The 25,234-nt window shown below is 36.4% G+C and carries 28 protein-coding genes; 9 read left to right on the top strand and 19 right to left on the bottom strand.

The window, feature by feature from the left end; all coding sequences use genetic code 11:
* The first annotated feature begins 255 nt into the window (after window positions 1-255).
* Together WCP76_RS02050 and nhaA are read left to right on the top strand one after the other, a co-directional pair.
* Complete coding sequence (locus WCP76_RS02050; RefSeq protein WP_336294180.1) at window positions 256-1,938, top strand: aq_1923 C-terminal domain; 1,683 nt, start codon at window positions 256-258, stop codon at window positions 1,936-1,938.
* 158 nt (window positions 1,939-2,096) lie between these two features.
* On the top strand, window positions 2,097-3,449 hold the full coding sequence (gene nhaA / locus WCP76_RS02045; protein WP_336294038.1) for a Na+/H+ antiporter NhaA: 1,353 nt from the start codon (window positions 2,097-2,099) through the stop codon (window positions 3,447-3,449).
* A 712-nt stretch (window positions 3,450-4,161) separates the two neighbouring features.
* Here nhaA and WCP76_RS02040 read toward each other — a convergent pair.
* Window positions 4,162-5,418 (bottom strand): aspartate kinase, encoded by a 1,257-nt coding sequence (locus WCP76_RS02040; protein WP_336294037.1) that lies wholly within the window; start codon window positions 5,416-5,418, stop codon window positions 4,162-4,164.
* Between the two features lie 193 nt (window positions 5,419-5,611).
* Between WCP76_RS02040 and ubiG the strand changes: the two genes are divergently transcribed.
* Window positions 5,612-6,358, top strand: coding sequence for a bifunctional 2-polyprenyl-6-hydroxyphenol methylase/3-demethylubiquinol 3-O-methyltransferase UbiG (ubiG, locus tag WCP76_RS02035; RefSeq protein ID WP_336294036.1), 747 nt, complete (start codon window positions 5,612-5,614; stop codon window positions 6,356-6,358).
* Between the two features lie 17 nt (window positions 6,359-6,375).
* Here the strand turns inward: ubiG and grxC are convergent, their stop codons facing one another.
* Both grxC and WCP76_RS02025 read right to left on the bottom strand, forming a co-directional pair.
* Complete coding sequence (grxC, locus tag WCP76_RS02030) at window positions 6,376-6,633, bottom strand: glutaredoxin 3 (protein ID WP_336294035.1); 258 nt, start codon at window positions 6,631-6,633, stop codon at window positions 6,376-6,378.
* A 48-nt stretch (window positions 6,634-6,681) separates the two neighbouring features.
* Window positions 6,682-7,401 (bottom strand): ComF family protein, encoded by a 720-nt coding sequence (locus WCP76_RS02025; protein ID WP_442894702.1) that lies wholly within the window; start codon window positions 7,399-7,401, stop codon window positions 6,682-6,684.
* A gap of 193 nt (window positions 7,402-7,594) precedes the next feature.
* Here WCP76_RS02025 and repC point away from each other — a divergent pair, with 193 nt between their 5' ends.
* The 5 genes from repC to WCP76_RS02000 all read left to right on the top strand — a co-directional run bounded on the left by repC (window position 7,595) and on the right by WCP76_RS02000 (window position 11,139).
* Complete coding sequence (gene repC, locus WCP76_RS02020; RefSeq protein ID WP_336294034.1) at window positions 7,595-7,831, top strand: replication initiation protein RepC; 237 nt, start codon at window positions 7,595-7,597, stop codon at window positions 7,829-7,831.
* A gap of 235 nt (window positions 7,832-8,066) precedes the next feature.
* Window positions 8,067-9,725, top strand: a complete 1,659-nt coding sequence (locus tag WCP76_RS02015; RefSeq protein ID WP_336294033.1) for an AAA family ATPase — start codon at window positions 8,067-8,069, stop codon at window positions 9,723-9,725.
* A complete protein-coding gene (locus WCP76_RS02010) occupies window positions 9,622-10,521 on the top strand; it encodes a hypothetical protein (RefSeq protein ID WP_336294032.1) in 900 nt (299 codons plus the stop codon). Before WCP76_RS02015 ends, WCP76_RS02010 begins: the two co-directional genes overlap by 104 nt.
* Before the next feature lie 73 nt (window positions 10,522-10,594).
* Window positions 10,595-10,867: a type II toxin-antitoxin system RelB/DinJ family antitoxin gene (locus WCP76_RS02005; protein ID WP_336294031.1), complete on the top strand. Its 273-nt coding sequence runs from the start codon at window positions 10,595-10,597 to the stop codon at window positions 10,865-10,867.
* A gap of 2 nt (window positions 10,868-10,869) precedes the next feature.
* Window positions 10,870-11,139, top strand: a complete 270-nt coding sequence (locus WCP76_RS02000; RefSeq protein ID WP_442894701.1) for a type II toxin-antitoxin system YafQ family toxin — start codon at window positions 10,870-10,872, stop codon at window positions 11,137-11,139.
* A gap of 13 nt (window positions 11,140-11,152) precedes the next feature.
* Here the strand turns inward: WCP76_RS02000 and virB11 are convergent, their stop codons facing one another.
* The 15 genes from virB11 to WCP76_RS01925 form a co-directional block, all read right to left on the bottom strand.
* On the bottom strand, window positions 11,153-12,205 hold the full coding sequence (gene virB11, locus WCP76_RS01995) for a P-type DNA transfer ATPase VirB11 (protein ID WP_336294029.1): 1,053 nt from the start codon (window positions 12,203-12,205) through the stop codon (window positions 11,153-11,155).
* 18 nt (window positions 12,206-12,223) lie between these two features.
* A complete protein-coding gene (gene virB10, locus WCP76_RS01990) occupies window positions 12,224-13,363 on the bottom strand; it encodes a type IV secretion system protein VirB10 (protein ID WP_336294028.1) in 1,140 nt (379 codons plus the stop codon).
* A gap of 24 nt (window positions 13,364-13,387) precedes the next feature.
* Complete coding sequence (virB9, locus tag WCP76_RS01985) at window positions 13,388-14,245, bottom strand: P-type conjugative transfer protein VirB9 (protein WP_336294027.1); 858 nt, start codon at window positions 14,243-14,245, stop codon at window positions 13,388-13,390.
* 2 nt (window positions 14,246-14,247) lie between these two features.
* The gene (locus WCP76_RS01980; RefSeq protein WP_336294026.1) at window positions 14,248-14,919 is read right to left on the bottom strand and encodes a VirB8 family type IV secretion system protein; all 672 of its coding nucleotides are present in this window, start codon (window positions 14,917-14,919) and stop codon (window positions 14,248-14,250) included.
* Window positions 14,916-15,209, bottom strand: a complete 294-nt coding sequence (locus tag WCP76_RS01975) for a type IV secretion protein VblB7 (RefSeq protein ID WP_336294179.1) — start codon at window positions 15,207-15,209, stop codon at window positions 14,916-14,918. The genes WCP76_RS01980 and WCP76_RS01975 overlap by 4 nt, the downstream gene beginning before the upstream one ends.
* A 30-nt stretch (window positions 15,210-15,239) precedes the next feature.
* On the bottom strand, window positions 15,240-16,187 hold the full coding sequence (locus WCP76_RS01970) for a TrbL/VirB6 family protein (RefSeq protein WP_336294025.1): 948 nt from the start codon (window positions 16,185-16,187) through the stop codon (window positions 15,240-15,242).
* Between the two features lie 10 nt (window positions 16,188-16,197).
* Window positions 16,198-16,665: an EexN family lipoprotein gene (locus tag WCP76_RS01965; protein WP_336294024.1), complete on the bottom strand. Its 468-nt coding sequence runs from the start codon at window positions 16,663-16,665 to the stop codon at window positions 16,198-16,200.
* Window positions 16,666-16,692: 27 nt separating this feature from the next.
* A complete protein-coding gene (locus tag WCP76_RS01960) occupies window positions 16,693-17,421 on the bottom strand; it encodes a TrbJ/VirB5 family protein (protein WP_336294023.1) in 729 nt (242 codons plus the stop codon).
* Window positions 17,421-19,778 (bottom strand): VirB4 family type IV secretion/conjugal transfer ATPase, encoded by a 2,358-nt coding sequence (locus WCP76_RS01955; RefSeq protein ID WP_336294022.1) that lies wholly within the window; start codon window positions 19,776-19,778, stop codon window positions 17,421-17,423. Before WCP76_RS01955 ends, WCP76_RS01960 begins: the two co-directional genes overlap by 1 nt.
* The gene (locus tag WCP76_RS01950) at window positions 19,778-20,101 is read right to left on the bottom strand and encodes a VirB3 family type IV secretion system protein (protein WP_336294021.1); all 324 of its coding nucleotides are present in this window, start codon (window positions 20,099-20,101) and stop codon (window positions 19,778-19,780) included. The genes WCP76_RS01955 and WCP76_RS01950 overlap by 1 nt, the downstream gene beginning before the upstream one ends.
* Before the next feature lie 27 nt (window positions 20,102-20,128).
* A complete protein-coding gene (locus WCP76_RS01945; RefSeq protein ID WP_336294020.1) occupies window positions 20,129-20,476 on the bottom strand; it encodes a TrbC/VirB2 family protein in 348 nt (115 codons plus the stop codon).
* 154 nt (window positions 20,477-20,630) lie between these two features.
* Window positions 20,631-20,771: a hypothetical protein gene (locus WCP76_RS01940; protein ID WP_336294019.1), complete on the bottom strand. Its 141-nt coding sequence runs from the start codon at window positions 20,769-20,771 to the stop codon at window positions 20,631-20,633.
* Window positions 20,772-20,805: 34 nt separating this feature from the next.
* Window positions 20,806-21,099: a hypothetical protein gene (locus WCP76_RS01935; RefSeq protein WP_336294018.1), complete on the bottom strand. Its 294-nt coding sequence runs from the start codon at window positions 21,097-21,099 to the stop codon at window positions 20,806-20,808.
* Between the two features lie 37 nt (window positions 21,100-21,136).
* Window positions 21,137-21,442 carry a hypothetical protein gene (locus tag WCP76_RS01930; protein WP_336294017.1) on the bottom strand — a complete coding sequence of 102 codons (306 nt, stop codon included), beginning with the start codon at window positions 21,440-21,442 and terminating at the stop codon, window positions 21,137-21,139.
* 614 nt (window positions 21,443-22,056) lie between these two features.
* Complete coding sequence (locus WCP76_RS01925; RefSeq protein WP_336294016.1) at window positions 22,057-22,197, bottom strand: hypothetical protein; 141 nt, start codon at window positions 22,195-22,197, stop codon at window positions 22,057-22,059.
* Window positions 22,198-22,492: 295 nt separating this feature from the next.
* On the opposite strand from WCP76_RS01925, the gene WCP76_RS01920 reads away from it, so the two are divergent.
* The gene (locus WCP76_RS01920; RefSeq protein ID WP_336294015.1) at window positions 22,493-23,371 is read left to right on the top strand and encodes a methyltransferase domain-containing protein; all 879 of its coding nucleotides are present in this window, start codon (window positions 22,493-22,495) and stop codon (window positions 23,369-23,371) included.
* Between the two features lie 12 nt (window positions 23,372-23,383).
* Here the strand turns inward: WCP76_RS01920 and WCP76_RS01915 are convergent, their stop codons facing one another.
* Window positions 23,384-24,739 carry an L-cystine transporter gene (locus tag WCP76_RS01915; RefSeq protein WP_336294014.1) on the bottom strand — a complete coding sequence of 452 codons (1,356 nt, stop codon included), beginning with the start codon at window positions 24,737-24,739 and terminating at the stop codon, window positions 23,384-23,386.
* Between the last annotated feature and the right edge of the window lie 495 nt (window positions 24,740-25,234).

Below are 25,234 nucleotides of genomic sequence, written 5' to 3'. Positions count from 1 at the left end.
ACAATGACCATCAAAATATACTTCACTCTGCCTATTACTAAATGCTGTTTCATAGGATTCTGAAAATATAGAAAATGGATGACCGTTGATAAAAATTTATTGCAAAAAAATTAGCATGCCTCTACAGAATTAAGAGAGTAAAAGTAGATAATTACTAAAACGGAAATAGGCTACATCTTAGTCCGTATTGCTTGCTTAAAGAAATTTAGCTCTACTCTGATTATAGCATGACATAGGAAAGTAAAAGAAAAGATGATGACCGATCTTAATAAGAAATATCGATATAATCTAAAACACTGGCTAACATATATCATTGGGTTTGCTGCTATTCTGTTAATTTTCGTTGTCGGTGCTTTTTATATGGCAAAACCCTATCTTGATGATTTTGTAAAGCGAGAACTAACTCGTCGTGCTATAATAGCAGAGACATCCAAAGTAAGCATCATGGGAAAAGTTAATTTAACGCATGTTACATTACCAGTCCCCGCTGGCACATCACTTAAAATTGGTGCCATTTCTGCCCGTCCTCCCATTTATTTTATTCCTGGTACTTTTACGCTTTATAATGTTGATTTAAAACATAACAATATTCATGTACAAATTCCAAAAATCTCTCTTAAAAGCGTTTCCTTAAAAGAAAAGGACACTGCGATCACACCACATCTTTTGCAATTAATTATGCGCATTAAACTTGCCTCAATTTTTGCTCCGGACATATCACTTTCTATCGAAAACAAATCAACCCAGAAAATTAAAGTAAAGAATTTTCAGCTTTCTAATCTAAAAAATGGCTATATTCGTTCTGTTAGTATCAAAAATATGAACTTTACAACGGCAGTTGAAAATGGCAACAAGCAGATGTATCTGGTCACTAAAAGTGATGCAATAAAAGCACAGAATATTGACATCAATTACGCCTATTCTATCTTTTGCAAGGAAAACAACAGCTTCGATCAAGGAAAAACTGTCACTGGTCCCGTTTCTTTGAATAATGTAATGGTTGATATTTTTAAAGAAACAGAAAAAAGTGCGTCTTTCTCTCTCGGCCAATTTAAGACATCTGGTCTACAGATGAAGCCATTCAAACAATCACCTAAAAAGTTGATCAAAGCCTATCTTAATGCAAGAAACACAAATAATCAGATTGCTAAAAAAACAGCCCAAAATGATATCTTACTGAACACATTCCTCGCCACTACCTCTGTTGATGCAAAAGTTGATAATGTCACTGTTGATATACCACAATTAAAAGCGACACTTGAATCACTCCAATTCAAACCAAGCATGTGGAAACAACCGATACCGAAAAAAATTCTTCTTTCTCTCGATAACCTTTCGATTTCACCTAACAAAATAAAAGAAAAAAGTCTAAATCCACTCAAAAAAATGAACTTTGAAAGCTTGGATATTTCAGGAAATCTTGACATTTCCTATGATGAAAAAGAACGTACGCTCTTTCTTAACACAATATCTTTAAATGTAAAAGATGTTGGTTCTGGAGAAATATCAGCTAAAATTACTGATGTTGGTGAAAAGCTTTTCACTGGTCAGAAAGACATAATGATCGCTGCCTCTCAAGACATTGGTATCAATGAAATCAATATACATTATATGCTAGCTGCTGGCTTCATTGATAAAATTTTTTCTTTTTTGACAGAGAATCTTAATGATGAAAAATATGATCTCAAAAAGGAACTGTACGATGTTTTCTATCTGGTAACGACGCAAATCCTCACAGTAGTTCTAAAAAGTCCTGATAAAGCTAAAAATATTGTAGAAGCTATTAGTAACCTTTCTAAAAATCCTCAAACGTTTACTGTCAAAATAAAAGCAAAAAATAATAAAAGTTTAAAAATAGCTGATCTTAAATCGCTCAAGCAAAAGGATTTATCTACAGTTTTGAGCAAAATACACCTCACTATCGATCATGAAAAATAGAATTAAAAAACATATTCAGTTTTACGCATGGTAGTCTTATATACATAGTACTCTTTATCAGTTAAAAGCTTCAGTTTTCTTTTTTCTGTATAAACAACAGCGTACTATGTATAATAGTAAATACATATTAGCAGAATTGTTGATACCTGGAGTTGCTTATGTCTTCAAATCGTTTACCAAATCGTGCTTCTCTTGTCACAAATCGAGCATTTTCTGCTCTTGAGCGTTTTCTTCATATTGAAGCTCTCAGTGGTATCGTTCTTTTATTTGCTGCTGCTACCGCACTCATTTTTTCAAATTCTGAATATGCTTCTCTCTATGAATCCTTCTGGCATACACCTTTTGGCTTTAACTTTGGTCATTTCACTCTCTCATGGGATTTACATTTCTGGGTTAATGATGTTCTCATGACTGTTTTCTTTCTTGTTGCGGGAATGGAAATTCGAAGAGAAATTCATGAAGGTGCTCTTGCTGATTTTAAACAAGCAATTTTGCCAATTGTTGCGGCAATAGGTGGAGTCTGTTTTCCTGCAATTATTTATTTTAGCTTTAACTTAAATAGTGGACATACACATGGTTGGGCTGTTCCAACGGCCACAGATATTGCCTTTGCTCTCGGTATTCTTGCACTTCTTGGGAAAAAAGTTTCAGCTAACCTTCATATCATCCTCTTATCCTTAGCCATTATTGATGATATTATCGCCGTTCTCATCATAGCTTTCTTCTACTCAACGAACATTGATCCTAGTGGTTTAGCTATTGCAGCGACGGGTATTGTATTAGTATTATTTTTTCAATGGATTGGAATCGCATCAGCATGGTTTTATGTTTTACCTGGTGCAATTATCTGGTGGGGCTTAATGATGACAGGAGCTCACCCTTCACTTGCCGGCGTTATTTTAGGCATGATGACTCCAGTATTCCCTACTCGTACCCTTGTTGCACCACTCACCATGATAAGCAATGCAATGCAAATTCTTCAAGAAAAAAATACAAAAACAGATCTGCACCATATTTCAACTGCATTGAAAAAAATGCGCAAAGGGCAACGTGATATGGTTGCACCAGTAATACGTGTTCAGAAAGTATTGCATCCATGGGTCGCATACGGTGTGATGCCAATTTTTGCCTTTGCAAATGCTGGTGTTAGTTTTGCAAACTTTGACCTTTCTTCTAATGAATCGTTCTTAGTTGTGTTCGGTGTTGTTATTGGTCTCTTTGTCGGTAAACCTTTTGGTATTATCACTGCCAGTTATCTTGCCGTAAAATCAGGAATATGCCGCTTACCGTCTCATATAACATGGACAGGTATTTTGCTAATTGGATTTTTAGCAGGAATTGGCTTTACAATGTCTATTTTTGTTTCAATGCTTGCTTTTAAAGATATTGTTCTGCTTGATTCTGCAAAAATTGGAGTGCTTTGTGGATCTGGTTTATCCGCTCTTGTTGGCCTTGGATACGGAATCATTTACATAAAACGCAGTAAAAACATTTCTCATAGTTCTCAATAAGCTAACATGATAGGAACAAATAAGAAAAATATTCTAATGTATTCTGTCTCTTTCTCAATAAACGAGAGATGAAATACAAATTGTTCATTGCACGTATCTGTACCAAAATCGTATATGGAAATTTCAAGTACGTAGATTCATTGTCACTATAATTTCGCGAATTGTGACTTCTATAACAAACCACATACAATTTGCTTCATTAAGAATTCTGAGAAACTCTTTTGAGGTAAATAAGCTCATATTCAAGATAAACAAGAAAAATAAATCAAGAGCTATAAAATCAATATATAAAGGAAAAAAATGCTTTGGTATATTCCTTAAACAAAAATATTTCTCTATCAGAAATTGCTACATAAAACCTTACTTGAGATTTTTTATTCATCCTAATGAAAAGAATAAAATTAAATCCACAGGATAAACACAAAACTCCAAACGATTAGTTGAGAAGATGCAAAATATAAATGGAAGATATTTCATCAACTCTATTTTACGTAATCGCGTGAATAATTTGAAAGAATGAAATTTATCACGCTTTATAGGGTAGCCCAGCATTTTCTCTACATTCACAAAGATTTCTTAATTAACACGTCGCATTTGAACGAGTAGACACTTCTCTTTTTTCTTGCAAAACGCTTATGTAGAGAGTTCTCTGCTTCCCTACATATATAAATGCATTATATTATTTGAAAATCTTTTTAGAATTTAAAAATGTTTAACCTTGATCAAGTCCATAAACAGCATGTAATGTCCTGACTGCAAGTTCAGTATAAGCGCTATCAATCAAAATAGAAATTTTAATTTCTGAAGTAGTAATTGCTTGAATATTAATGCCTTTTTCAGCTAAAGCCTTAAATGCGGTAGCAGCAACCCCTGCATGGCTGCGCATTCCAACACCAATAACAGATACCTTGGCAAGATCGCTGTCAAATTGGATAACATCAAACCCAATCTCTTTACGATTTTTACCGAGAATTGCAACGGCCTTATCTACGTCTGTTGATGGGACAGTAAAAGTCATATCAGTTTTCGAACCATCCTCAGAAATATTTTGCACAATCATATCGACATTAATGTGCTCTTCAGCCAATGGGCCAAAAATTGCTGCAGAGATCCCTGGGCGATCTGCAAGCCGACGGAGTGAAATTTGCGCTTCATCCTTAGCAAAAGCAATACCAGTAACATTCTGTTGTTCCACGATTTCATCCTCATCGCAAATAAGTGTTCCAGAAGAATTCATTAAATCATCCATGCCTAACGCGTCAGGATCCTCAAAACTTGAGCGCACGAAGGTACGAACTTTATGAACCATTGCTAATTCAACAGAACGAACCTGTAAAACTTTTGCTCCAAGAGAAGCCATTTCCAGCATTTCTTCAAAAGCAACTTTTGATAAACGACGCGCCTTAGGTTCTACGCGTGGATCCGTTGTATAAACACCGTCTACATCTGTATAAATATCACAGCGATCAGCTTGTATAGCTGCCGCTATAGCAACAGCGCTCGTATCTGATCCTCCACGCCCTAAGGTAGAAATCCGATTATCCGGGGTTAATCCTTGAAAACCAGCAATAACGGCCACCTGTCCCTCTTGAAAACATTGTATTAAAAAAGATCCATCAATATCTGCAATACGTGCACTACCATGCACACTATCTGTACGAATAGGAATTTGCCAACCAAGCCATGAACGAGCATTTACTCCCATTGCTTGAAGCGTAAGAGCCAACAAACCTGCTGTTACCTGCTCACCAGAAGCAAGAACCACATCACATTCGTAAGCATCTCTATGTGCCTGTGAAGCATCGTACGTCCACTGAACAAGTTCATTAGTTTTCCCAGCCATTGCAGATACCACAACCGCAACTTCATTGCCTGCATTTACTTCTCTTTTTATATGCCGTGCAACATTATTAATGCATTCAATGTTTGCTACAGATGTTCCACCAAATTTCATAACAATCCGCGTCATGAATAATACTCTTACCTTTAGTTTTTTCTATTAAACGATAGTGAAAATAAGGCCTTTCCATCGTACCAACAAACAACTTTTTCACATATAGAATATCTATCATTTGTGCAAGTCGAGTTATGTGTATATTAATTTTTATTGATTTTAGACAAAGCTTAGCTGACTCTATCATTAAAAATAAAAGGAGAGCGACATGATAAATGAAACGCATACCACAATTGACAAGAGTGAAATTGACCGCTTTTCACGTATTGCTGCCGAATGGTGGAATCCTCAAGGAAAGTTTCGCCCCCTTCATCAACTCAATCCAACACGTCTCGCTTACATCAGAGAAAAAATCTGTTTAGAATTTAACCGTAACCCTATTTCACTGATGCCCTTCAAAAATTTGAAAATTCTCGATATTGGCTGTGGAGGAGGCTTATTATGCGAACCAATAGCACGCCTCGGCGCTACGGTTGTAGGAGCCGATGCAACGCAAACTAATATTGAAATTGCAAAAATCCACGCAATCCAAAATGGCCTTTCAATTGATTACCGGACCACTACTGCAGAAGCACTAGCCAATGAAGGAGAAAAATTTGACATCATATTAAACATGGAAGTTATTGAACATGTGGCTGATGTTAACCTCTTCATAGCGGCGACAGCAAAAATGCTTAAACCAAAAGGACTAATGTTTGTCTCAACATTAAATCGCACATGGAAATCATGGGGACTGGCTATTATAGGAGCTGAATATATTTTACGCTGGCTTCCGAAAGGAACTCATGACTATAAAAAATTTCTAAAACCTCAGGAACTTAAAAATCTTCTATCAAAAAACGCTATAACTGTCATTGATGAAATAGGTATTACCTATAATCCTTTAAACAACAGTTGGAACCGCTCAACAAACATGGATGTCAATTATCTACTTCTTGCAAAACGGCCTGGATAAAATATAATCTGCAGCAATTATTGTATATCTTTCAACAAAGAATTTAGCTTCCCATCAGCTTCTAAAGCATAAAGATCATCGCAGCCACCGACATGATAGTTACCTATAAAAATTTGTGGGAATGTATTGCGTCCATTCGCTCGCTGTACCATTTCCTGGAAACGAGAAGTTGATGCATCAATGTCTGTATATTTCACACCCTTTTTATCAAGCAAATTACGTACTTTCGTACAGTAAGGACAATTAGGACGTGTATAAAGTGTTATCTCTTTCATAGTGTTGTTCTCCAATATTAAAAAAATAGTGTCATCTTTAAATTTTTCTCAAGCATTAGGAAATATAGAATCCTCTTTGAGTACACGCGAAAATGTTAATACATCAACTTGCCACGCACCTGCATTTTTTAAGGCTGCAGCAGCCTCAGTAACGGTTGCACCCGTTGTAAAAACATCATCAATTAGCAAAACAGAACATCCCTTTAAATATTTTTTAACTTTATGAGAAACCTTGAAAGCATTCTGTACATTAAGCTTTCGTGCTCCTGAAGAGAGGCTAACCTGTGGACGCGTATGTCGACAACGAACAAGCCAACCAGGTTTTAAAAGTTTTTTTTGTGATGCTGCAATGTAACGAGCAAGCTCCGCGGATTGATTATAATATCTCCTCCAAAAACGACGAAAATGCAATGGTATAGGAATAATAACATCACAATCATCAATAATCTCGTATCCAGCAAAAATCATCCAATTAGCCATAAAAGATGCCAATTCTGTACGATCTCCGTATTTTAACTGCGTCACTAAAATTCGTGCAATCCCCTTATGTACAACGGCAGAACGAACACGTGAAAAAGGAGAAGTACTTTGAATAGCTTCACCACTGAGAAAACCATCACCCATATCACAAACAAAAGGAATCCCCATAACAGGACAATAAGGTTTGGTAATAAATTGAAGACCTTTCCAACACTCAGAACAAATCGTTCCGTAAGCAGAAACTCTTTCCTTACATCCAAGACAAATTGACGGATATAGAACTTTCATCAAACATTCAATGAATTTTCTCAATAGATCCCCCTCTGCTTAAAGCCATTTCTTAAAAGCATAACATTATCAACTTAGGGTTTTATAATTTCCTTATACCAGAAAACTTCTTTTGCATCTTTAAATCTATATAGCTTATGAAAAAAAGAGTGAAAGCAAAGCTAAAACAACCTCATTTTCCAAAGATACTACATTGCCTCAAATTAATCCGAATCTTTTATCTAAAGCACTACCTAATACCGCTATGTTCATTAAACATGGGTTACAATCTGAAAGGGATTTAATAGGTTCTATGGAACACTTGTCCAAAGTGATGCACATTTCCTCTCATGCTATTGAACAAGCAAAAAACGTCATGGGACTTAAAAAAGCTGCACTGGCTATTGGTATTATTCTTGAAAAATATTGGCGATTGATTCCTTTTTTGTAGAAACTTGAGCTAATTATTATTTTATTACGTTTTTAATATCATTATACATGTATTATACGTATAATATATGTATAGCATACATATTACGTATGTTGTTTATATAATTTACGTATGCTAAGCATATGTTAAGTGTATGTTGTGTATAAGTATAGCATATATGCAACATAAGTAAGAATTTTTATGTATGCCGACAATAGTATTTTGCTCTACAAAAGGTGGTGTTGGAAAATAAACTTTGCTTGAAGCGACTCATATCGCTTGGAAAAATTCTGGTAAGCGCGTTTTTGGTGCAGCGCTTGCAGGTAACGCGGCAGAGGGACTTGAGAAGTCTTCGGGAATAAAAAGCCAAACTCTTACGTCTTGGGAATTGGCATGGAAAAACAAAAAAGACAAATTACGTGTTGGAGATGTTTTTGTCATTGATGAAACTGGTATGGTTTCTTCAAAACAACTTTCTCATTTTATTCAAAAAGTTGAAAAGGCAGGTGCTAAAATTGTTCTTGTCGGAGATCATATGCAATTGCAACCGATTGAGGCTGGTGCAACGTTTCGTACGGTTATTGATCATGTTGGTTATGTTGAACTGTCTGGAATAAGAAGACAAAAAGAAGAATGGGGTCAGGAGGCGTCCCGCCATTTTGCACGTGGTCAAGTGTCTGAAACTTTAAAGAGTTACAAAGAGAGAGGATTCATTCACGAGACCAAAACCCATGAGCAAGCGATAAAAACTCTAGTTAAAGATTGGATGGATAGGAGAAGAACCGTAGAAAGCAAAGTTCTTGAAGATGGAAAATCTTTAAAAGGTGATGAATTTCTTGTTCTTGCTCATACGAATGCAGCTGTTAAAAAAATAAACGAAGAAATTCGAACAGCCCTTAAAGCTGCTTATTTCCTTAAATCAGAAGATATAGCAAGTGTAATAAATTTTGATACTCTGAGAGGGCAACGGGAATTTGCTGTTAATGACCGGATTATTTTTCTAGAAAACGCCCAATTTGAAGAAAAACATACACTAAAATTGGGAAAGCAAAAAGTTAAAAACGGTCAATTGGGGACTGTTTTATCAACGCGGAATGAAAAAGGGAAACCGCTTTTAAAAGTGCGTCTTGACTCGGGTAAAGAAGTTGTTTTCTCTCCTCAAACTTATCAAAATATTGATCCCGGGTATGCGGCCACTATTCATAAAAGCCAAGATGTGACCGTTGATAATGTTTTTGTGTTAGCTTCTCCGTCTATGGATCAACATCTCTCCTATGTTGCTATATCTCGACATAGGGATCAATCGCATCTTTATGTCGCAGAGGAAGATTTTAAAAATGTTCGATTACAGGAACACCGGCGAATTAAGGGCGTCCTTACTGGTAAACTTGTTGAAACAGGATATAGTTGTTTTACTGAAAACGCGAAGACTAAAACACCTTATGCTGATACAGCAACATCGCGCGGAATTGAGCGTTTTTATGGTGTCAAGCTTCCTGATGCGATAGATGGATCTCGGATTGAGCTTGGAGATAAGATCTCTCTACTTCAGGAAAAAGAGACCGTTATTATTAATAATAAGGAAGTCAAAAGAAACATTTTTAGTGTTGATTTAATAGAGCGCGGCGATCCTTCTCTTAGTAGTGAGATTAAGAAATTTGATCCTAAAAGTACCTATGAGAAGCTGGTAGCATCTTTTTCTAGATCTGGTGTTAAAACAATAACACTTGATTTTGCTGAATCTCCTGATTATCGGGATTATATTGCTCAATTTAAAGAAAATAGAGGGATTTGTGTTTCACAGAGTATCAGTGAGCGAATTTCTTCTTACATTGAAAAAAAACAAAAAATGGCTGCAAGAAAAGAAAGAAAAAATCGACAAGCTTTGGCAGAGAGCAAAAGCTGCTTTCAGTAAACTTGAAAAAGAAGAGTTTAAGGTTGAGCAATCGCAAAGTGTTTTAACTGTAGCTTCACAAGGAACAGAACAAGTCCCTTACCTTGCATCTTATAAAAATGTTACTTCTATAGAACAGGAAGCTTTAAGCACTCTTAGGAATGAAAAATCTTATATTGATACTTTTAGACAATTAAATGGTTACTTGAAATCTATCTATAAGGATCCTCAAGCTGCAGCACTCAAAATTGAACAAACAATTTTAGCGGGGAAAGTCGATCAATTGCCTGATATTTTATATAAAGCTCCTGATAGAGCTGGTGAATTGCGTGGATCAGGTCGTTTAATAGATCGAATAACATTAGCAGGAAAAGAGCGCAAAAAAGCGCTTCATAATGTGTCTCTTGCAGTCTCTAAAATTAGAGAACTTCAATCCTTTTACGAAAATGCCTATAAGCAACGTATAGACAGCCTTACACGCGATCGCGAAAGAATGAAAGTTGCGATACCTTCTCTTTCTCAAGCTGCTGTAGCTTATATGAAAAACGTTAAAGCTGGTCGTGAGAGTTATCCAAAGATACCCGATAATATTAATAAAGAATTCTTGAATCTCCAAAACGCTTTAGATAAGCGTTTTGGGCAAGATGCCATTCATAAGTATGCATTTAACTTGTCAAAAGCAATACCGTCAAAACAGTCTCAGGATAAAAGGCTTATCAATGAACTTCAAGCAGCTGTTCAATTTCTGCAACAGAAACATATACAAGAACAAAACAATGCAATTTCGCGGAAAAAGTCAAAAGATGTCACACGGTAAAGGAAGTTATAAAATTTTGCCTTTGTAGCCCAATTGAGCTATATAATAAAAAGAAATTAAAGGAGGTTTACTTATGAAGATAGCGGTAGATTCAAAAGATGTCGTGCGTGCGCGCATAGACAGAACTTTAAAAAAAGAAGCTCATGAAATATTGGCAACTTTAGGGCTTACAGTATCTGATTTTATACGGATTTCTTTAACTAAAGTTGTTCATGAAAAAAGGCTACCATTTGATATGTCTGTTCCTAATGCAGAAACTCTTGAAACTTTTGAAAAAACTGACAGAGGAGAGGATGTTTTTTTTGCAAAAGACGTTGATGATCTGTTTACACAATTGGATATTTGATTGTGCGTTCAGTTAGCTATTCTGGCAAGTTTAAAAAAGATTTAAAAAAAGTGAAAAAGCGTGGGAAAGATATACGAAAATTAACGGAGGTTATGCAACTTCTGATAAATAAAAAGCAATTACCAGCTGTATTAAAAGATCATGCATTACAAGGAAATTGGAAACCGCGTCGTGATCTTCATATAGAACCAAACTGGTTATTAATTTATATCGTTAGTGATAAATATGTTCATTTTGATAGAACAGGAACGCATTCGGATTTATTTGATTAATTTTATCACTTTTTTAAAAAGCATTTCGTCGTTTAAAAGGGTCATAATAAATTTCTGTTACACGAAATTTTCCTTCGATACGTTTACATTGAATGATGACATCAATCATAGAAATCAGTAAGCCGCGAATATCTTCACGTTCTAAGCTATTTCCACCGTCACTCTCTTTTACAAGAAGTGTCATTTGTTCAAAAGCTGCTAAAGTAGATGAAGCATGGACAGTTGTTATTGATCCAGGATGACCAGAATTGACATTACGGATATAATAGAAAGCTGTACCATCACGCAATTCTTGCAAAAGTATTCTATCTGGTCGCATACGTAATCCAGATTCGAGTAATTCTTTAGCACCAGCTTTTGAGAGCCCTTGATTGTCTTTCGAATAAAAAAGTTGCACTTTGTTTGAATGAGGAACAACAAGTTCTGGTGTATCTTCGATGGTTAAAATTCGTTCATATTCAGGAATTTTTGCAATTAAGGCTTTGGAGAGCGTTGTTTTTCCAGATCCTGTTTTCCCAGATATTAGAATATTTTGTTGTGTGACAACAGCTCTCTCTAAAAAATTACTAAAATCTTTTGCCATAAAAAGATTTGTTAATTCTTTCTCAATGTCAGAAAGCTCATCGCTCTGTCCCATCATTTGTTTGATAGGTGTAAAACTAACGTTTTGGGTAATGGAAAATAGATTGTTTTCCTGTAAATTTTCAAGAGAAAGGTTTCGTGATGAAGGTTTACGAATTGTTATACTGATTGTATTGGGTGCAGTTGCTGGAGGTATGACAATTTGTATGCGTTCATTGTTTGGAAGCGTTGCTGACAGGATAGGATTTTCTTTATCAATTTTTTGCTTCGTATAAGCTGCGACAACTTTTGCAATTCCTTCTAATTCGTTGTATGTTAAGCTTTCAATGCTATGACTTTTCCAGCCATCGCTGCTTTCAACAAGAACTTCTTGCGGGCGATTGATAACAATTTCAAACAAATTTTTGTCATTTAGATAATCCTCTAATATCTTTAGCTTCGTTAAAACAATAGAGGCTCGTTCTGAATTTTTTTCTGTAGCCATAATTATTTTTATTGCATTTTAGTTAGAATGAATGATGAAAGCTTCTGGAATAGAACGATGGAAAGAGCTTTTTTTTCTTGTTCTAGCTTCTAGTGTATAAACTGATGAAAAGTCCAAATCTCTTGCTACAAAAATGTTGACGAGTTCCCCTTGGTATTTTTCTAAGGTAGGGGGGATGTTGATTTGATTTTCAAGAGCAATGCTTGCCATATCTTTTCCAAGTCTGTTACCGTCAGAAGTGTTGAAACCCATTGCATTGGGATTACTCTTGATTTCATTTATTAAACTTTCTGTGGTACTATCAATAACGGTGAGCAACAATGCAGAGCTAAACCGCTCCCACCAATGTGTGTTAACCTGTCCATCGAATCCGGCTCTTCCTAAACTATCTGTTGCTGGTGATGCAAGGGTGATAATGATCCCATTTGGTGTTTTTGCTCTTGTCCAAAGGACAAAGAGTCTCGATTGACCTTTTTTTAAGCCCCCTTTGTATTCACCAACAATTTGCGTCCCTTTATCAAGCAAAACAACGCGCCCATTATCAGAGAGGATATCACGATTAATAATACAGCTTGCAAAACCTGGTTGATCGCTCTTTAATGCCGTCTCTAAGATACATGGGATTGATGTTCCCATTGCAATAATAAAGTTTCTATTTCCCATTAAGCTAGCGTTTGTTCCTGCTATTTTAGTCGGCTTTAAAAGTGAGGGAAAGCTTTGAGGATCATTATTATGGCTTTTGCTTATAGCATTATAGTCTTCTCTCATTGTTTTTTTTGAAGGAGAGCTATAATTCTTAGAAAAAGCTATGACTGGAGCGCGTTGTGCAGCCTTCAGTAAGGGGTCATCTTTAACTATTTTAGCCGTTTTTGTTGGTTTTGGTAATGTGATTTGACCAATTTTAGCTTGTGGTTTAGGGGATGGTAATTCTAAGGGTGTAAAGGAATTTTTAAAAATTTTTGTTACTTTTTCAGGTTTTTTTTCTGTGTCTTTTTGTTTTTCTGAGGATGAGAAAATATTCAAAAGTATATAGAAACCGAATCCTAAAAAGATTATGCTTACAATTATTTTCGCTTTGTTTGAATTTGATATATTCCTTTGACCATCGTGAATTATGCTGCGATCATCAATGATGCTCTCGTCATTCTTATCACTCATAAGATTATTCCCCTTAATTAATCCTTATTGAAGATTTGTAACGACTTTTCGTTCAACAGATGGTGAGGTTGTTCCTGTTTCTGGATTAATGCCTCTTAGTTGATAGGCTTCATTAAAAATACATAAAACATTTTTTCCAGATCTTAGAATAAATCGAGGAGCAATAGTATGCACAATGACCATATTTCCTCTCACTGTTTTAGGAATGAGGGATTCTGTGCCATCATTATTTACAACGTAAATAGCAGGAATTTCTTGGTTTCCTAGAAATGTCAATGTTGTTGTTTTTCCATTGTCATAAATAGATGATGGTTCAAGCACTATGGATCCTTGAGCAGAGTAGGCCCAATTGCGTGGTCCATATTGTTCATAGGCATTAAAAATACCATCAATGTATTGTGTTTGTTTTTTGTTGTATTTTAAAAGTGCTTCAAGTCTTCTTTGTTCAATTTCCTCTTGAGGATAGCGGAATTTCACAAGGAAATATGTTTCTTTTTCAGGGGAAAGTTCGTCATCTTGAGTCAATAATTCAAATTGATAGGATCGTTTTGAACCATCCTGCCGTGTAGTTACGACTTGGAGATTTGTTGTCGGTTGTACCTCTCGTGGTTTAAGGAAAAGAATATTTCCAGCTGGGGCAACTTCCCATGCGATGCTATTTCCAATAGCAACATGTGCAATTTCTTCATTGGCAGAAAATTCTATTTGTACCGATGATCTTATAGAGCCAATAACTTTTGTTACATTATAAGGCTCATAATTCACAAAGCGAATTCGATTATCACTTGGGGCTTTTGTAGGAAAAACACTGGCATAGCTAAAATTGTAAAGAGAAAGAGCGATAATTGTACTGAAAAAGAGAGACAATATGGTTTTTTTCATTGTTAGTTTACCACTTCTGGATCGGTTCTATATTCACTAACCATAAAACCAAGAGGATTTACTAAGCGGTTTTGTATAGAGATTGGGGCGTTGATATATTCAAAAGTAAGCGTTGCAACCCAATGCGAGATAAATTCTTTATTGGTGTTATTATCACGAATGGTTTTGTAATATCGCACTTGTGCAACGTTTTGACTAATAAATGAGATTGATTTTATAAATGTCGTAACAGTCGCATGTTCGTAGAGAATTTGTGGGCTTTGCGGATTTCTAGCACTATACCATTGGGCAAATCTTTCTTGCTCTTCAGAGGATGATAAAAGAGAAACGGTTTGGAAATTATTTTGTACCTCTTCTACTGTAAATCCCTCACGAGCACGAACATATTTTGCCGCAAAATAACGCGTAATAGCTTCATCAACATTTGTTGGTCCCTCTTTTAAGGCTTCGACGACTTCAACAATTCCTGTTGAATTGTCCACTCTGATAACAAAGGGCTCAACGGTTTTGAGGGGAACGAGTGTTATAACCGCTAAGGAAGACATGACAGCAACGATAACGGCTATACCGGCAATGAGAAGCGAAACACGGGTGATCCGGTGCGCTCTCATCATACGATCTTGATCAAAAAGGCGTGCTTCAGCAATATATTGCTCTAAGTCTTTTGCTTTCATACATTTTCCCCGCAATTTTTGTATGATTCAATTTCTTTTGGCGTTAAATTCTTCGCAAGAAGCGTGTTTAATTGATCCTTTTTGGTTGATGAGGTTATGTCTGTTGTCTTCCCGATGATTATTGGTGTAGAGGCTGGTGTTTTTCCTCTCCAATTCCACATTGATCTGTTTAATGGTCGCTTAGAATATCCATCGCATCGTGGTAATGACTTCAATGTATTTTGAGAAGACGCGCAGCCACTAAGCAAGATGAAGGACAGTATTATTCCAATTTTTTTTAAGACCCGCATTTTTTGTACCCACTTTTTCATTTCTTGTTCTTAGAACATTCCTCGTATTTTTGATATTAGCTTACTAGCACCCCGCATGCCTGCACGACTAGCAGCACCACCTGTCGCCGCAACGGTTCTTACAACCGGTTTGCTTGCATGATGTGCTAAATGCGTTGCTCCTGTAAGGGATGCTCCCCCTGCTGCTAAAGCTGAAGCAATTGCCGGTAAATGGGTAAAGAGATAAATCCCCCCAATGCCAATAGTGAGGAATTGGGTCACTGTAAGGATGATATCTTCGATATTTGCTGAAAGGATATTCACTGCTATCTTCACATACACCCCACCAAGCAAAACCACTAATATTTGCAAAATAACAAAGTTTACTAATTGCCCTAACCAAGCTTCTGTGAAGCGTCTGGTTGTCGAAAACAGATAAAGGCCTATGAAGAGTGGTCCTAACGAGAGAACAAGAAATAGACCAAATTTCGATAACATTGAAACGATGAAACCGATCGTGCAAAAAAAACCAATAATAAATATGCAAACAAAACCAGCTACCCAGCTCACAATAAATGTGCCAATTTCAGTCCATCCGGTGTGTTTATTTGCTGTCTCAAAAACATGTGCACGCGCATGGTTTATCATATTATCCCATACATTTTTGTCTGATGATAACCCTTGTGTGAGGTTTGAAATGGCATTCGGCAAATCCTCGAAAAATATATGTGTAACCCAAGCATTGTAGTCAGGAGCGTGTGTTGTTAATGTTGTAATGATGGCAAGCTTTACAGTTGTTGCCATAAATTCCCACATTGGTGTAGAAGAACGACCGTAGATCGTATTGTACCCCAGAACAATTACGTAGATCGTGCAAGATAAAAAAAGGGGAGTAGACAAACCGTTTGCAAGATATTTAATGGTGTTAGTCATTACCTCTGTAAGAGGCTGCATTAAAGCGGCTTCAGTTTTAGCAAAAAAATCTATATTTTCGAGCATTTTTCTACATTTACTGAGTTACGTTTTTGGGATTATATTTTCTACCAAAGGTTTCTGCTTGTATTTTTTCGGTTTTTTCGATCATTTCTTGCGCTATTTCCTTCCATCTTTTGTCTGCTTCTTGTGCTTGTATCTCAGCCTCTCTTTTCCATTTTTCTTCTTTAGCTTTTTGTTCAGCTGCTCGTCTGACTCTTTCTTCTTCGGCTTTTTTACGTCTTTCTCCTGCTGTTCTACGCCATTCTTCTTCTTCTTTACGACGTTTCTCTTGCGCTTGTTTTCTGCGCTCTACATCAATTTGATGTTGTGCCACTCGGACATTTTCACAGTTTTTTGAATCTCCTGTCCATCCACATCTGATAAGCCATTCTTCACGTAATTGTTCATCTTTTTTAAAGTTTGCTACGCTATAGGTTTTTTCGCATCCAGCAGCGATAATTCCGGTGCAAAGAAGCAAAGTTATTATGGTGGTTTTATTCATGATTTTTCCCTTTTTTTGTTTTGTGCTTTATTTACCTAGCAGTTGACTCGCATAATTTTTGTATCGCGCATTAAATTCTTGTCTCGTACGAATCTTTTCAGCTTCAGCTTGTGCTTTTTGAATCATAGCAACGGCTTGCATTTGTATGGCTTTGGCTTGTAACAAAGTTTGTGTAGCGGCTAATTGTGCTTGAGCACTTTGAACATCGGCAGCAGTCTGAGCGTTTTGGAGTTTTTCGACAATTTTTTGAATTGCTTCTACGGTCTCATTCGTCTCTTCGTAAACACTCTGACCGAGAGCGGCTTGTCCAACATTGCGCTGTTGTGTTTTTTGAACTTCTTGCTGGTAAAAAGCATCAACGGCCGCTTTTGAGCCTGCACCGCTTGCAGGTTCTTTATAGAGGAGTTTTTCTTCCCATTTTGCAGTCTTTCCACTGCTCCCACTACTACCCACACCGGAGCTCCCTATCGATTGCTCAAGATGACTAAAATCAGAAGGTAAAGCGGTATTATTGCCTTGTCTGTTAAGAAGTTCTTGCAGAGCAGATAAGTCAACAGCGCCATTTAAGGAGTCATATAATTTTTTCATTTCATTTATTTGCCCCTTTAATTGGTCAAGCTGCTGTTTCCCTTGCTTTAATTGATCTATCATTTTTCCAACTGCAGCAGCATCAAATGTCGGCATTATTGCAAAGGCACTTGTTTCCAATCCCAAAGAAATTGCACAAAGGGCTGTTGCTAATAAGATTTTTTTCATTATCCTAGCCTTTCTTGAAAAAGGGGTAACCATTTTTCTGGAGTTTCCCCAACTTCCTTCATGATGGTCTCTAGCAATTCAATATTCTTAGTTGTGCCGCTTAAAATGGCTATTTCGTTATCAAATCCACGTAAATTGAGTTCTGCGACAACAGAACTTTGTCCTTGCTTGATAAGAAAACGTCGTGACTCTCTGGTCAATTCTGTTTGGATAAGATTAAATTCTCTGTCTGATAATTTAAAACCTTCCACATAATCAGAATAGTTTCCTTTTTGGTTGGGAAAATAAATCTGTGTTGGGCATTGTTCTATAATGGTGTGTGCAATTGTCGAGTTGAGTGCATCTCTAGGTGACTGTGTAGCGAACAACATCAAACCATTCTGTTTACGGATTGTTTTGAGCCTATCTTGTGCAAAGGCTTTAAAAGAGTCATCTTCGAGTGCTTTCCAGAATTCGTCAATGACAATGATAATACGACGTCCGTCAATGAGAGAAAGTATCCTATGAAAGAGATACATCATTAATGGAGGACGAATTTCGTCGTTGTCCAAAAAATCAGTCATATCATAACCGATAAATTTTGCATCAATGCCAATGTTATCCTCTGGATTGTCAAAAACCCACCCTAATGCGTTGCCTTGGCACCATCTTTCCAAACGTCCGGCTATCCCTTCTTGTTGAGTGATATCAAAAAACATTTGTAAGGCGGAGATTGTCCGTTGTTCCTTAGGCAATAAGGCGAGTTGTTCAACGGCAGCAGCTATGTCTTGTCTTTCTGTTTCACTAATTGTTTGTCCCTCAGTGGAAACGAGTTTGGTAATCCATTGCCGTAAGAATACTTTATCTGCTGGATTGTTATAATCTAAGCCTTTAAGCGGTGCTATACCTGTTGGTTTTCCATTTTTAAGTGGCATATATGTCCCGCCACCTGCTCTTACAAAGAGTTCTGCTCCACGATCTTTATCAAAAAAAACCATGTTGGGGTCATGTTTTTGGAGTTGAGCTAAAAGAAAATTGACAATAACGGTTTTACCAGAACCAGATGGGCCACAAACAAAAGTGTTACCTAAATCGCCAAAATGAAAATTAAAATAATAAGGTGAACCAGAAGATGTTTTCATGAGGGCTACTGCGGGTCCCCACACATTACCATCTACTTTTCCTAAAGGGAATGAATGAAAGGGGGAAAGTGCCGCATAGTTACGGCTTGTAATAGCTCCAGAGCGTGTACGATAGGCATAATTTCCGGGGAGTTGCGCCCACCATGCCGCTGTAAGTCCAAGATCTTCACGTGTAATAACAGCACCACCATTTGTGAGGTGAGAACGAGCTTTAGCAAGATTATCCGCAAGCTCTTTTGTGGTATCAGCAAAAACCGCTAATGATAAATGATGTTCCCCTAAAACAAAACGGTTTGACTCTAAATCATCAAGCGCATCGTCAAGTTCATCAATTTGTGATCCGGCACGATCTCCGGCATTGATCATTTGGTTTTGTTTGCGTCCCATAATCTGCTTTGCAGCGTTTTTGCTTTTGAAAATAAAAGATTGCGTCAAAATAAATTCGAATGGGAGGGTAAGCAGACCATCTGTCATGCCGACTTGAGTTTTTGCAGGATACTCTTTCCAACCGAACATCCCTGCAAATTTTTGTCCTGCCTCGTAGCGTATTTCTATGGTTTCTTTTCCGAAAATAAGACGATCAGAATAAACAGTAGACGCTATTGTGTCCCATGTAAGTGGGATACGTTCACGACGACCACCAACCAATTGATGAATAAATTCGCTTTGTTCAGAAAAAATATTCTCTTCATGCTCATAAATACTCAGTATTCTCGCACCGTATCGTTCTAAACTTTGCACAAGACCATTGGCAATCTCTTCAAGTTTATGGATGGACTCTTTGTCAACCTCTGTTCCTGTTTTTTTTGCTTTTCCCAAACGTTTAAAAAAATCAACCAATTTGTCAGTTGTATCGACGTGGGGGTTCCACAATACTGAAAGATAGAGATCGTTACGATACAGCTCCTGAGAGACCATTCTTTCACGGTATTTATCATCTAACTGCTGCGCAAATTCTGATCTAAAAGTGCCATCTGGATAAATTGTTTCACGCTTTCTGATAATATGACTGTAAATTGCTATGCGTTCATCAGCAATGTTTTTAAGCAGATTATTTAATTGTTCATGGAAGATATTCAAATCTGCAATATCAGCAGTTTCAAAGTTAATTCCCTCAAGTGCAATAGTGGCCATAAGCGCTCGTGAATTTAGTGCAATGATTTGCTTACTTACATGGCGTACATAAGGTATAATCTCTTCGGGTTGTTTTTCACGTTTGTAGACACTTTTTTGCATTAAAGTTCCTCATAATTACGAATTAACCGTAATGGAGAGAGGCTTGCACCGCCCCATATACGAGAATTTTTGGCAAAGATGCGTGTTTTTTGCCATGCAAGAAAGACACGAATTTTATTATGGTCGTTTTTAAGAACTTCTTTAATGATAAAATGTGCGGCCGGACCGAGAGAGATAAGAAAAATATTGCTTGTGAGAATAAACGTTATAAGGGTTGCCATAACGTTTAATCCCATAGCTTCTACAGGGACACCAGCAATCATTGCAGGGCGTGTACATGCAAGAAACAATATATCTTCTGTTGGCTTATCATGTTTTTCCATGATTTTAAAATTCAAGAATGAGCAAATCTAAGAGGTAAGCGTTGTAACAATTTGTGGTGCACCAAAGACAATGCCAACGCCAACACAAACAAAGAAGGCTTTACGCATCTCAATGTAACCAGCAATCCAAGCAATACCAACACCGACAACAGAAATTGTTGCAATAGATTTTGCAATAGGTCCTGTTAAAGCAGATACTATTTTCTGAAGAGAGCTTTCAACTTTTCCGAAACCTTGTGCAAATGCTGGATCATTTAACGCGATGAACGAAAGAAACAACATAAAGAGTGTGATTAACCATTTTTTATGTGTTTCTGAAAAAATAAATTTTTGTAAAGAGCTATTATATGCAGATTGATGATAAATTTTTGACACGAAAAATCCCTCCCCTCTATCAATTTTCTTTGAGCATCCTTTATAATAAAAAAATTTTTTTTTCTAGTGTATTTCCACAATATTTTTAAATAATGTAGAATGTTCCACAAGTAGTTTGCTTTAACTTTGAATAATTATCGTTGTTAAAGAGACATCAAATAGCTTTAGCTTGCATTTTTTCGTATAGCTTTCGCATAGTCTTCATATTCTCTTTTCGTGCATCAATGATTGACTTTTCAGGTGTTGTTAAACGCGCTTTATTTAGATTGGTTAGTCGCGTGTAATGAGATGCCATTGCTTGTCGTGCTTCATCATAAGGTAAGCCCTTTTTACGGTTTTTTTGGCAAGCTATGATCTTTGTTTATCGATTGATATTGTACAGGATCAGCAACTATTTTTGTGTGCTCTTTAATTACATCAATTTCTGTTAGTGCCGTTTTAAGGCTACTCGTCATTTCTGGGCTATTAGCGTATCTAAGTAAATCATCCTCGATTATGTGATGTTCTATATCAAGAAGTGATGATAAATCACCATTTTTGCCGACTTTACGAAGGTAATTGTATAAATTATTTTGCACGTTATATAATCTTTTAAATGCTGCTGATTTTTGAATATCTCGCATGTATCCATTTTGTCGTGCTAGAATCTTTTCTAATTCCTTAGAAATGATACCCTCCTATAATAACATCTCTATCTAGCCAATCTGATCCATATGCTTCATCAGCATCTTTAGTAGGAAATCCCATATCGCGGATAAATTGAGCGCCACACCGTTTTTTAAGACCTAATAGTGTGTGAGCTGGAAGTTCAGCCATTGCTAACCACGCCCATGATGCTTCATCATCATTTGCTTGATCTGCTGCTTCTGATTCGGCAAGGTAGATACTATTTTGCGATAATCCCCCTGCACGCAATTCCTCACGTTCCGCGTCAGTCATATAGCTTTTTGGTAATTCTTTTTTCATGGAAAACTCCTTTTTGCAATGTGTGTTCATATATTAATTTAACAACTGAAACAAAGAAGTCTGCTGATTAGTTGGTTATTATACCATCTAATAATGTTATTTTGAAGTATCGTAAATCATTTTTGAGATAGTTTATAATGCAGCTGAAAAATAAAGTTGCTTATCTTCCCAAATTACCTTACTGTCTAGCCTGTGTTTTGATCGTATACGCAACGACCAAAAGGGATCTGAAAACCCTTAAAGTTCGAACACAAGAATTCGCTCATTATATGATTTTCCCCGGTAATTCCGGCTGATTAGAAAGCTATGCAAAGCATAATAATATTATATAGTATAGTATAGTATGATATAATACTATATCTTAAGATACGGTACTATATTATACGTTAATATAATGTAGATGACGTTAGAAAATTCTCTATTTTCCAAACAGCTATGACCAGAAGAAAAACACCCATTCAAAATAACGAAATAATAAGCGTTATTTAAGAGTGCTCTACTCTCTGTGCATAAACATCCATCGGAATTTCTAAAAATTCGCCGTGGCGATAACGATCTTGCTTAGCCATAGCACGAAAATGATTAATGGTAGCTATGCTAGCCTTGATATTGATCTATGCCTCATCTAACTGCTCACGACTTGGAAAAGCCACTGCCCTATCTATTTCTTTGCGCTCAGTAGCTTTTATAGGAGATCTTGCTTTTCGTGGTTTAAAATCGTCAAGATCAGCAAAATCCAATGGTTTTCTTTCCATTTCTATTATATCATTTCCTTTCTGTTTGGATTAATTTTAGCTTTGTAATAACCTCTGCAACGAACGCTTTTACATTATCAGAAGCTTTTTGGTGTCAAATCACAAAAAACGAAATACATATAGAACATACAACCCTTAACTGTTTTTGTAATTGTAACAAAAAAAACTACATTTCTATCACAACCTTCACCGTTTATAAATCTACTTTTCTTTCGCATAATAAACTTTACAGAGCTTACATAAAAATAAACCTTCTCAAAATAGGCCATATTACAAATTGAAAGTACTAAATAATATGTCACATCATTTCATTTTTGATCATGATCGCATTGAACAATTCCGCAAACGTGCTTTCCAAAAAGCAACAGAGAAATGTGACTTTTTACTATCCTACGTGGCCGAAGATCTCCATAAACGTCTCAGCACTGTTGATCGTCTCTTCACATTAGCTCTAGATTTGCATAGCCATACAGATCTTGCGGCGCAGGCTTTATTAAAATCTAGCAAAGTCCATTCCATAGAACGCGCTGAAACTAACATGCTTTATCAAAGCCATGACAAAAAATTTCACTTACGTCATAGAGAATTTCTTGATTTTCCCCAACACTATTGTGACCTTATCGTTTCACTCCTTTCATTACAGTTAACTAATGATACCCCTGGTGTTTTTAATCAGATAAAAAATATCCTTAAACCTGATGGCTTATTTCTAGCTGCTATGGTCGGAGCAGGCACGCTAGCAGAATTACGAGAATGCTTACTAGAAGCTGAAATTGAAATCTATGGCGGAACAAGCCCTAGAATATATCCTTTTGCTGACATTCGTGATGTGGGTGCCCTTTTACAACGTGCTGGTTTTGCTTTACCTGTAGCGGATACTGAAAATATTACTATCCGCTACAATACAATGTTTGATCTTATGCGTGACCTTAAAGCTATGGGAATGCAAAACGCGCTCATCAATCGCTCACGACGCCCTGTATCCAAACGCTTTTTTATCCGAGCAGCTGAAATCTATGCACAACGATTCAGCGATCCTGATGGACGTATTCGTGCACATTTTTCTTTCATCTGGCTATCTGGTTGGGCTCCTCATCCCAATCAGCAAAAACCTATACAACCGGGCTCAGCACAAATATCTCTTGCAGATGTTTTGCAATCAAAAAAAACATAGACTCATAAAAAATTATTGTTCAAAAATACTTTTGTCTGTTTCTCGTAATATCTGACTGGTTATTGTCCCAGCCAACATTGAGTCACTTACGTTGAGAGCTGTACGCCCCATATCAATAAGAGGTTCAATAGAAATAAGTACAGCAACTAAAGAAACCGGAAGCCCCATAATTGGCAATACAATCAATGCAGCAAAAATAGCACCACCACCAACACCAGCCACGCCTACAGAGCTCAATGTTACAACACTAACAAGAGTAGCAATCCAAGTAGGATCGAGGGGATTAATACCTACAGTTGGTGCTATCATAGTCGCAAGCATCGCTGGATAAAGACCTGCACAACCATTTTGTCCAATTGTTGCTCCAAAAGAGGCAGCAAAACTTGCAATTGATTGCGGTACACCAATCCACTGGGTCTGCGCCTCAATATTTAAAGGAATACTTGCAGCACTTGAACGACTACTAAAAGCAAATGTCAAAACTGGAAGAACCTTTTTGAAAAAACGAAATGGATTAATCCCAGAGACACCAAGAAGCACACCATGAACTCCAAACATAAGGATAATACCTACATAGGAAGCGACAATAAAAATCAACAAATTTACAATATCCGCAATATGCGAAGTTGCTCCTACCTTCGTCATAAGTGCAAAAACACCGTAGGGTGTCAAAAAAATCACAATACGAACTAAGCGCATAACCCAAGATTGTGCAACCTGAATAAATAATAAAACCTTTTCTCCTTTATCTGGATCATCTTTTTTTAAAAGAATAACAGCAGCTCCTAAAAAGGCTGAAAAAATAACAACACTAATAATCGATGTAGGCTTGGCTCCGCTTAACTCAGCAAATGGATTTTCAGGAATAAAAGATAAAATCATCTGTGGAAGACTTATATCCCTAAATTGAAGAACTTGAGAATTAAGAGCAAAAGAAACATTCTGCCCTTCATGTACTAAACCACTCGCTGTTAACCCAAAGAAGTTAACCACAAAAACGCCAATCAACGCTGAAAGTGCGGTTGTAAAGAGCAACACTGAAATTGTCATTACACTCATTTTTCCAATAGCATAAACAGAGTGCAAATTAGCAACTGCTGAAACGATAGAGATAAAAACCAATGGCATAATAATCATTTGTAAGAATAAGATGTAACCATTACCAACAATGTTGAACCATTCAACAGATTTCAACAAAGTGATTTCATCCTCTACATAAATAACCTGTAAAACACTTCCAAAAATTAAACCAATGACCAGCCCCAACATAACACGTACTGAGAGACTCCATTTCATCCCCTTACTTTTAGCAAGCAATAATAAAAAAATACCGAAAAGAAATAAATTGATAAAAAACTTAAATGCCATTGTTTATATCCACTATTGTGATGCTTGATATTGAATAACATGCATAGATCAAATTCACTGCACAATATCCACAAGGTAAGATATAAAGCTTTTTATACTTTTACAAATTCATTATTTTTAATTTATGGATTTAAAGAAAAATTTTTGCCCACCAATAATCGTTTAAAAAAAATAAAAAATTCAAATGAATTTATTTTATATTATCCATAAATTTCTATTCTCAACAGGATTTTATGACCACCTTTTAAATACATCTCCATTTATTAAGCCTTTATAGATTTTTTCTCTTCCCTTGCTGGTATCATGTTTATTGTCTGAAACGTACGTTATAAATTTTACGCCATCATAAAAGTATTCCTTCTGGATAACAAAACGCACAAATATAAAAATTTTAGAATTTATAATATCATATTGAAATACAATACGATACGTATTGTATCGTATCATTCAATGCAATTTGAAACACATTACCAATAAAAATAACACATATAATAT

It is taken from the genome of Bartonella vaga, from assembly GCF_037070895.1.
In the GTDB taxonomy this organism is placed as follows: domain Bacteria; phylum Pseudomonadota; class Alphaproteobacteria; order Rhizobiales; family Rhizobiaceae; genus Bartonella.
This window is presented reverse-complemented; position numbering and strand designations above follow the sequence as displayed.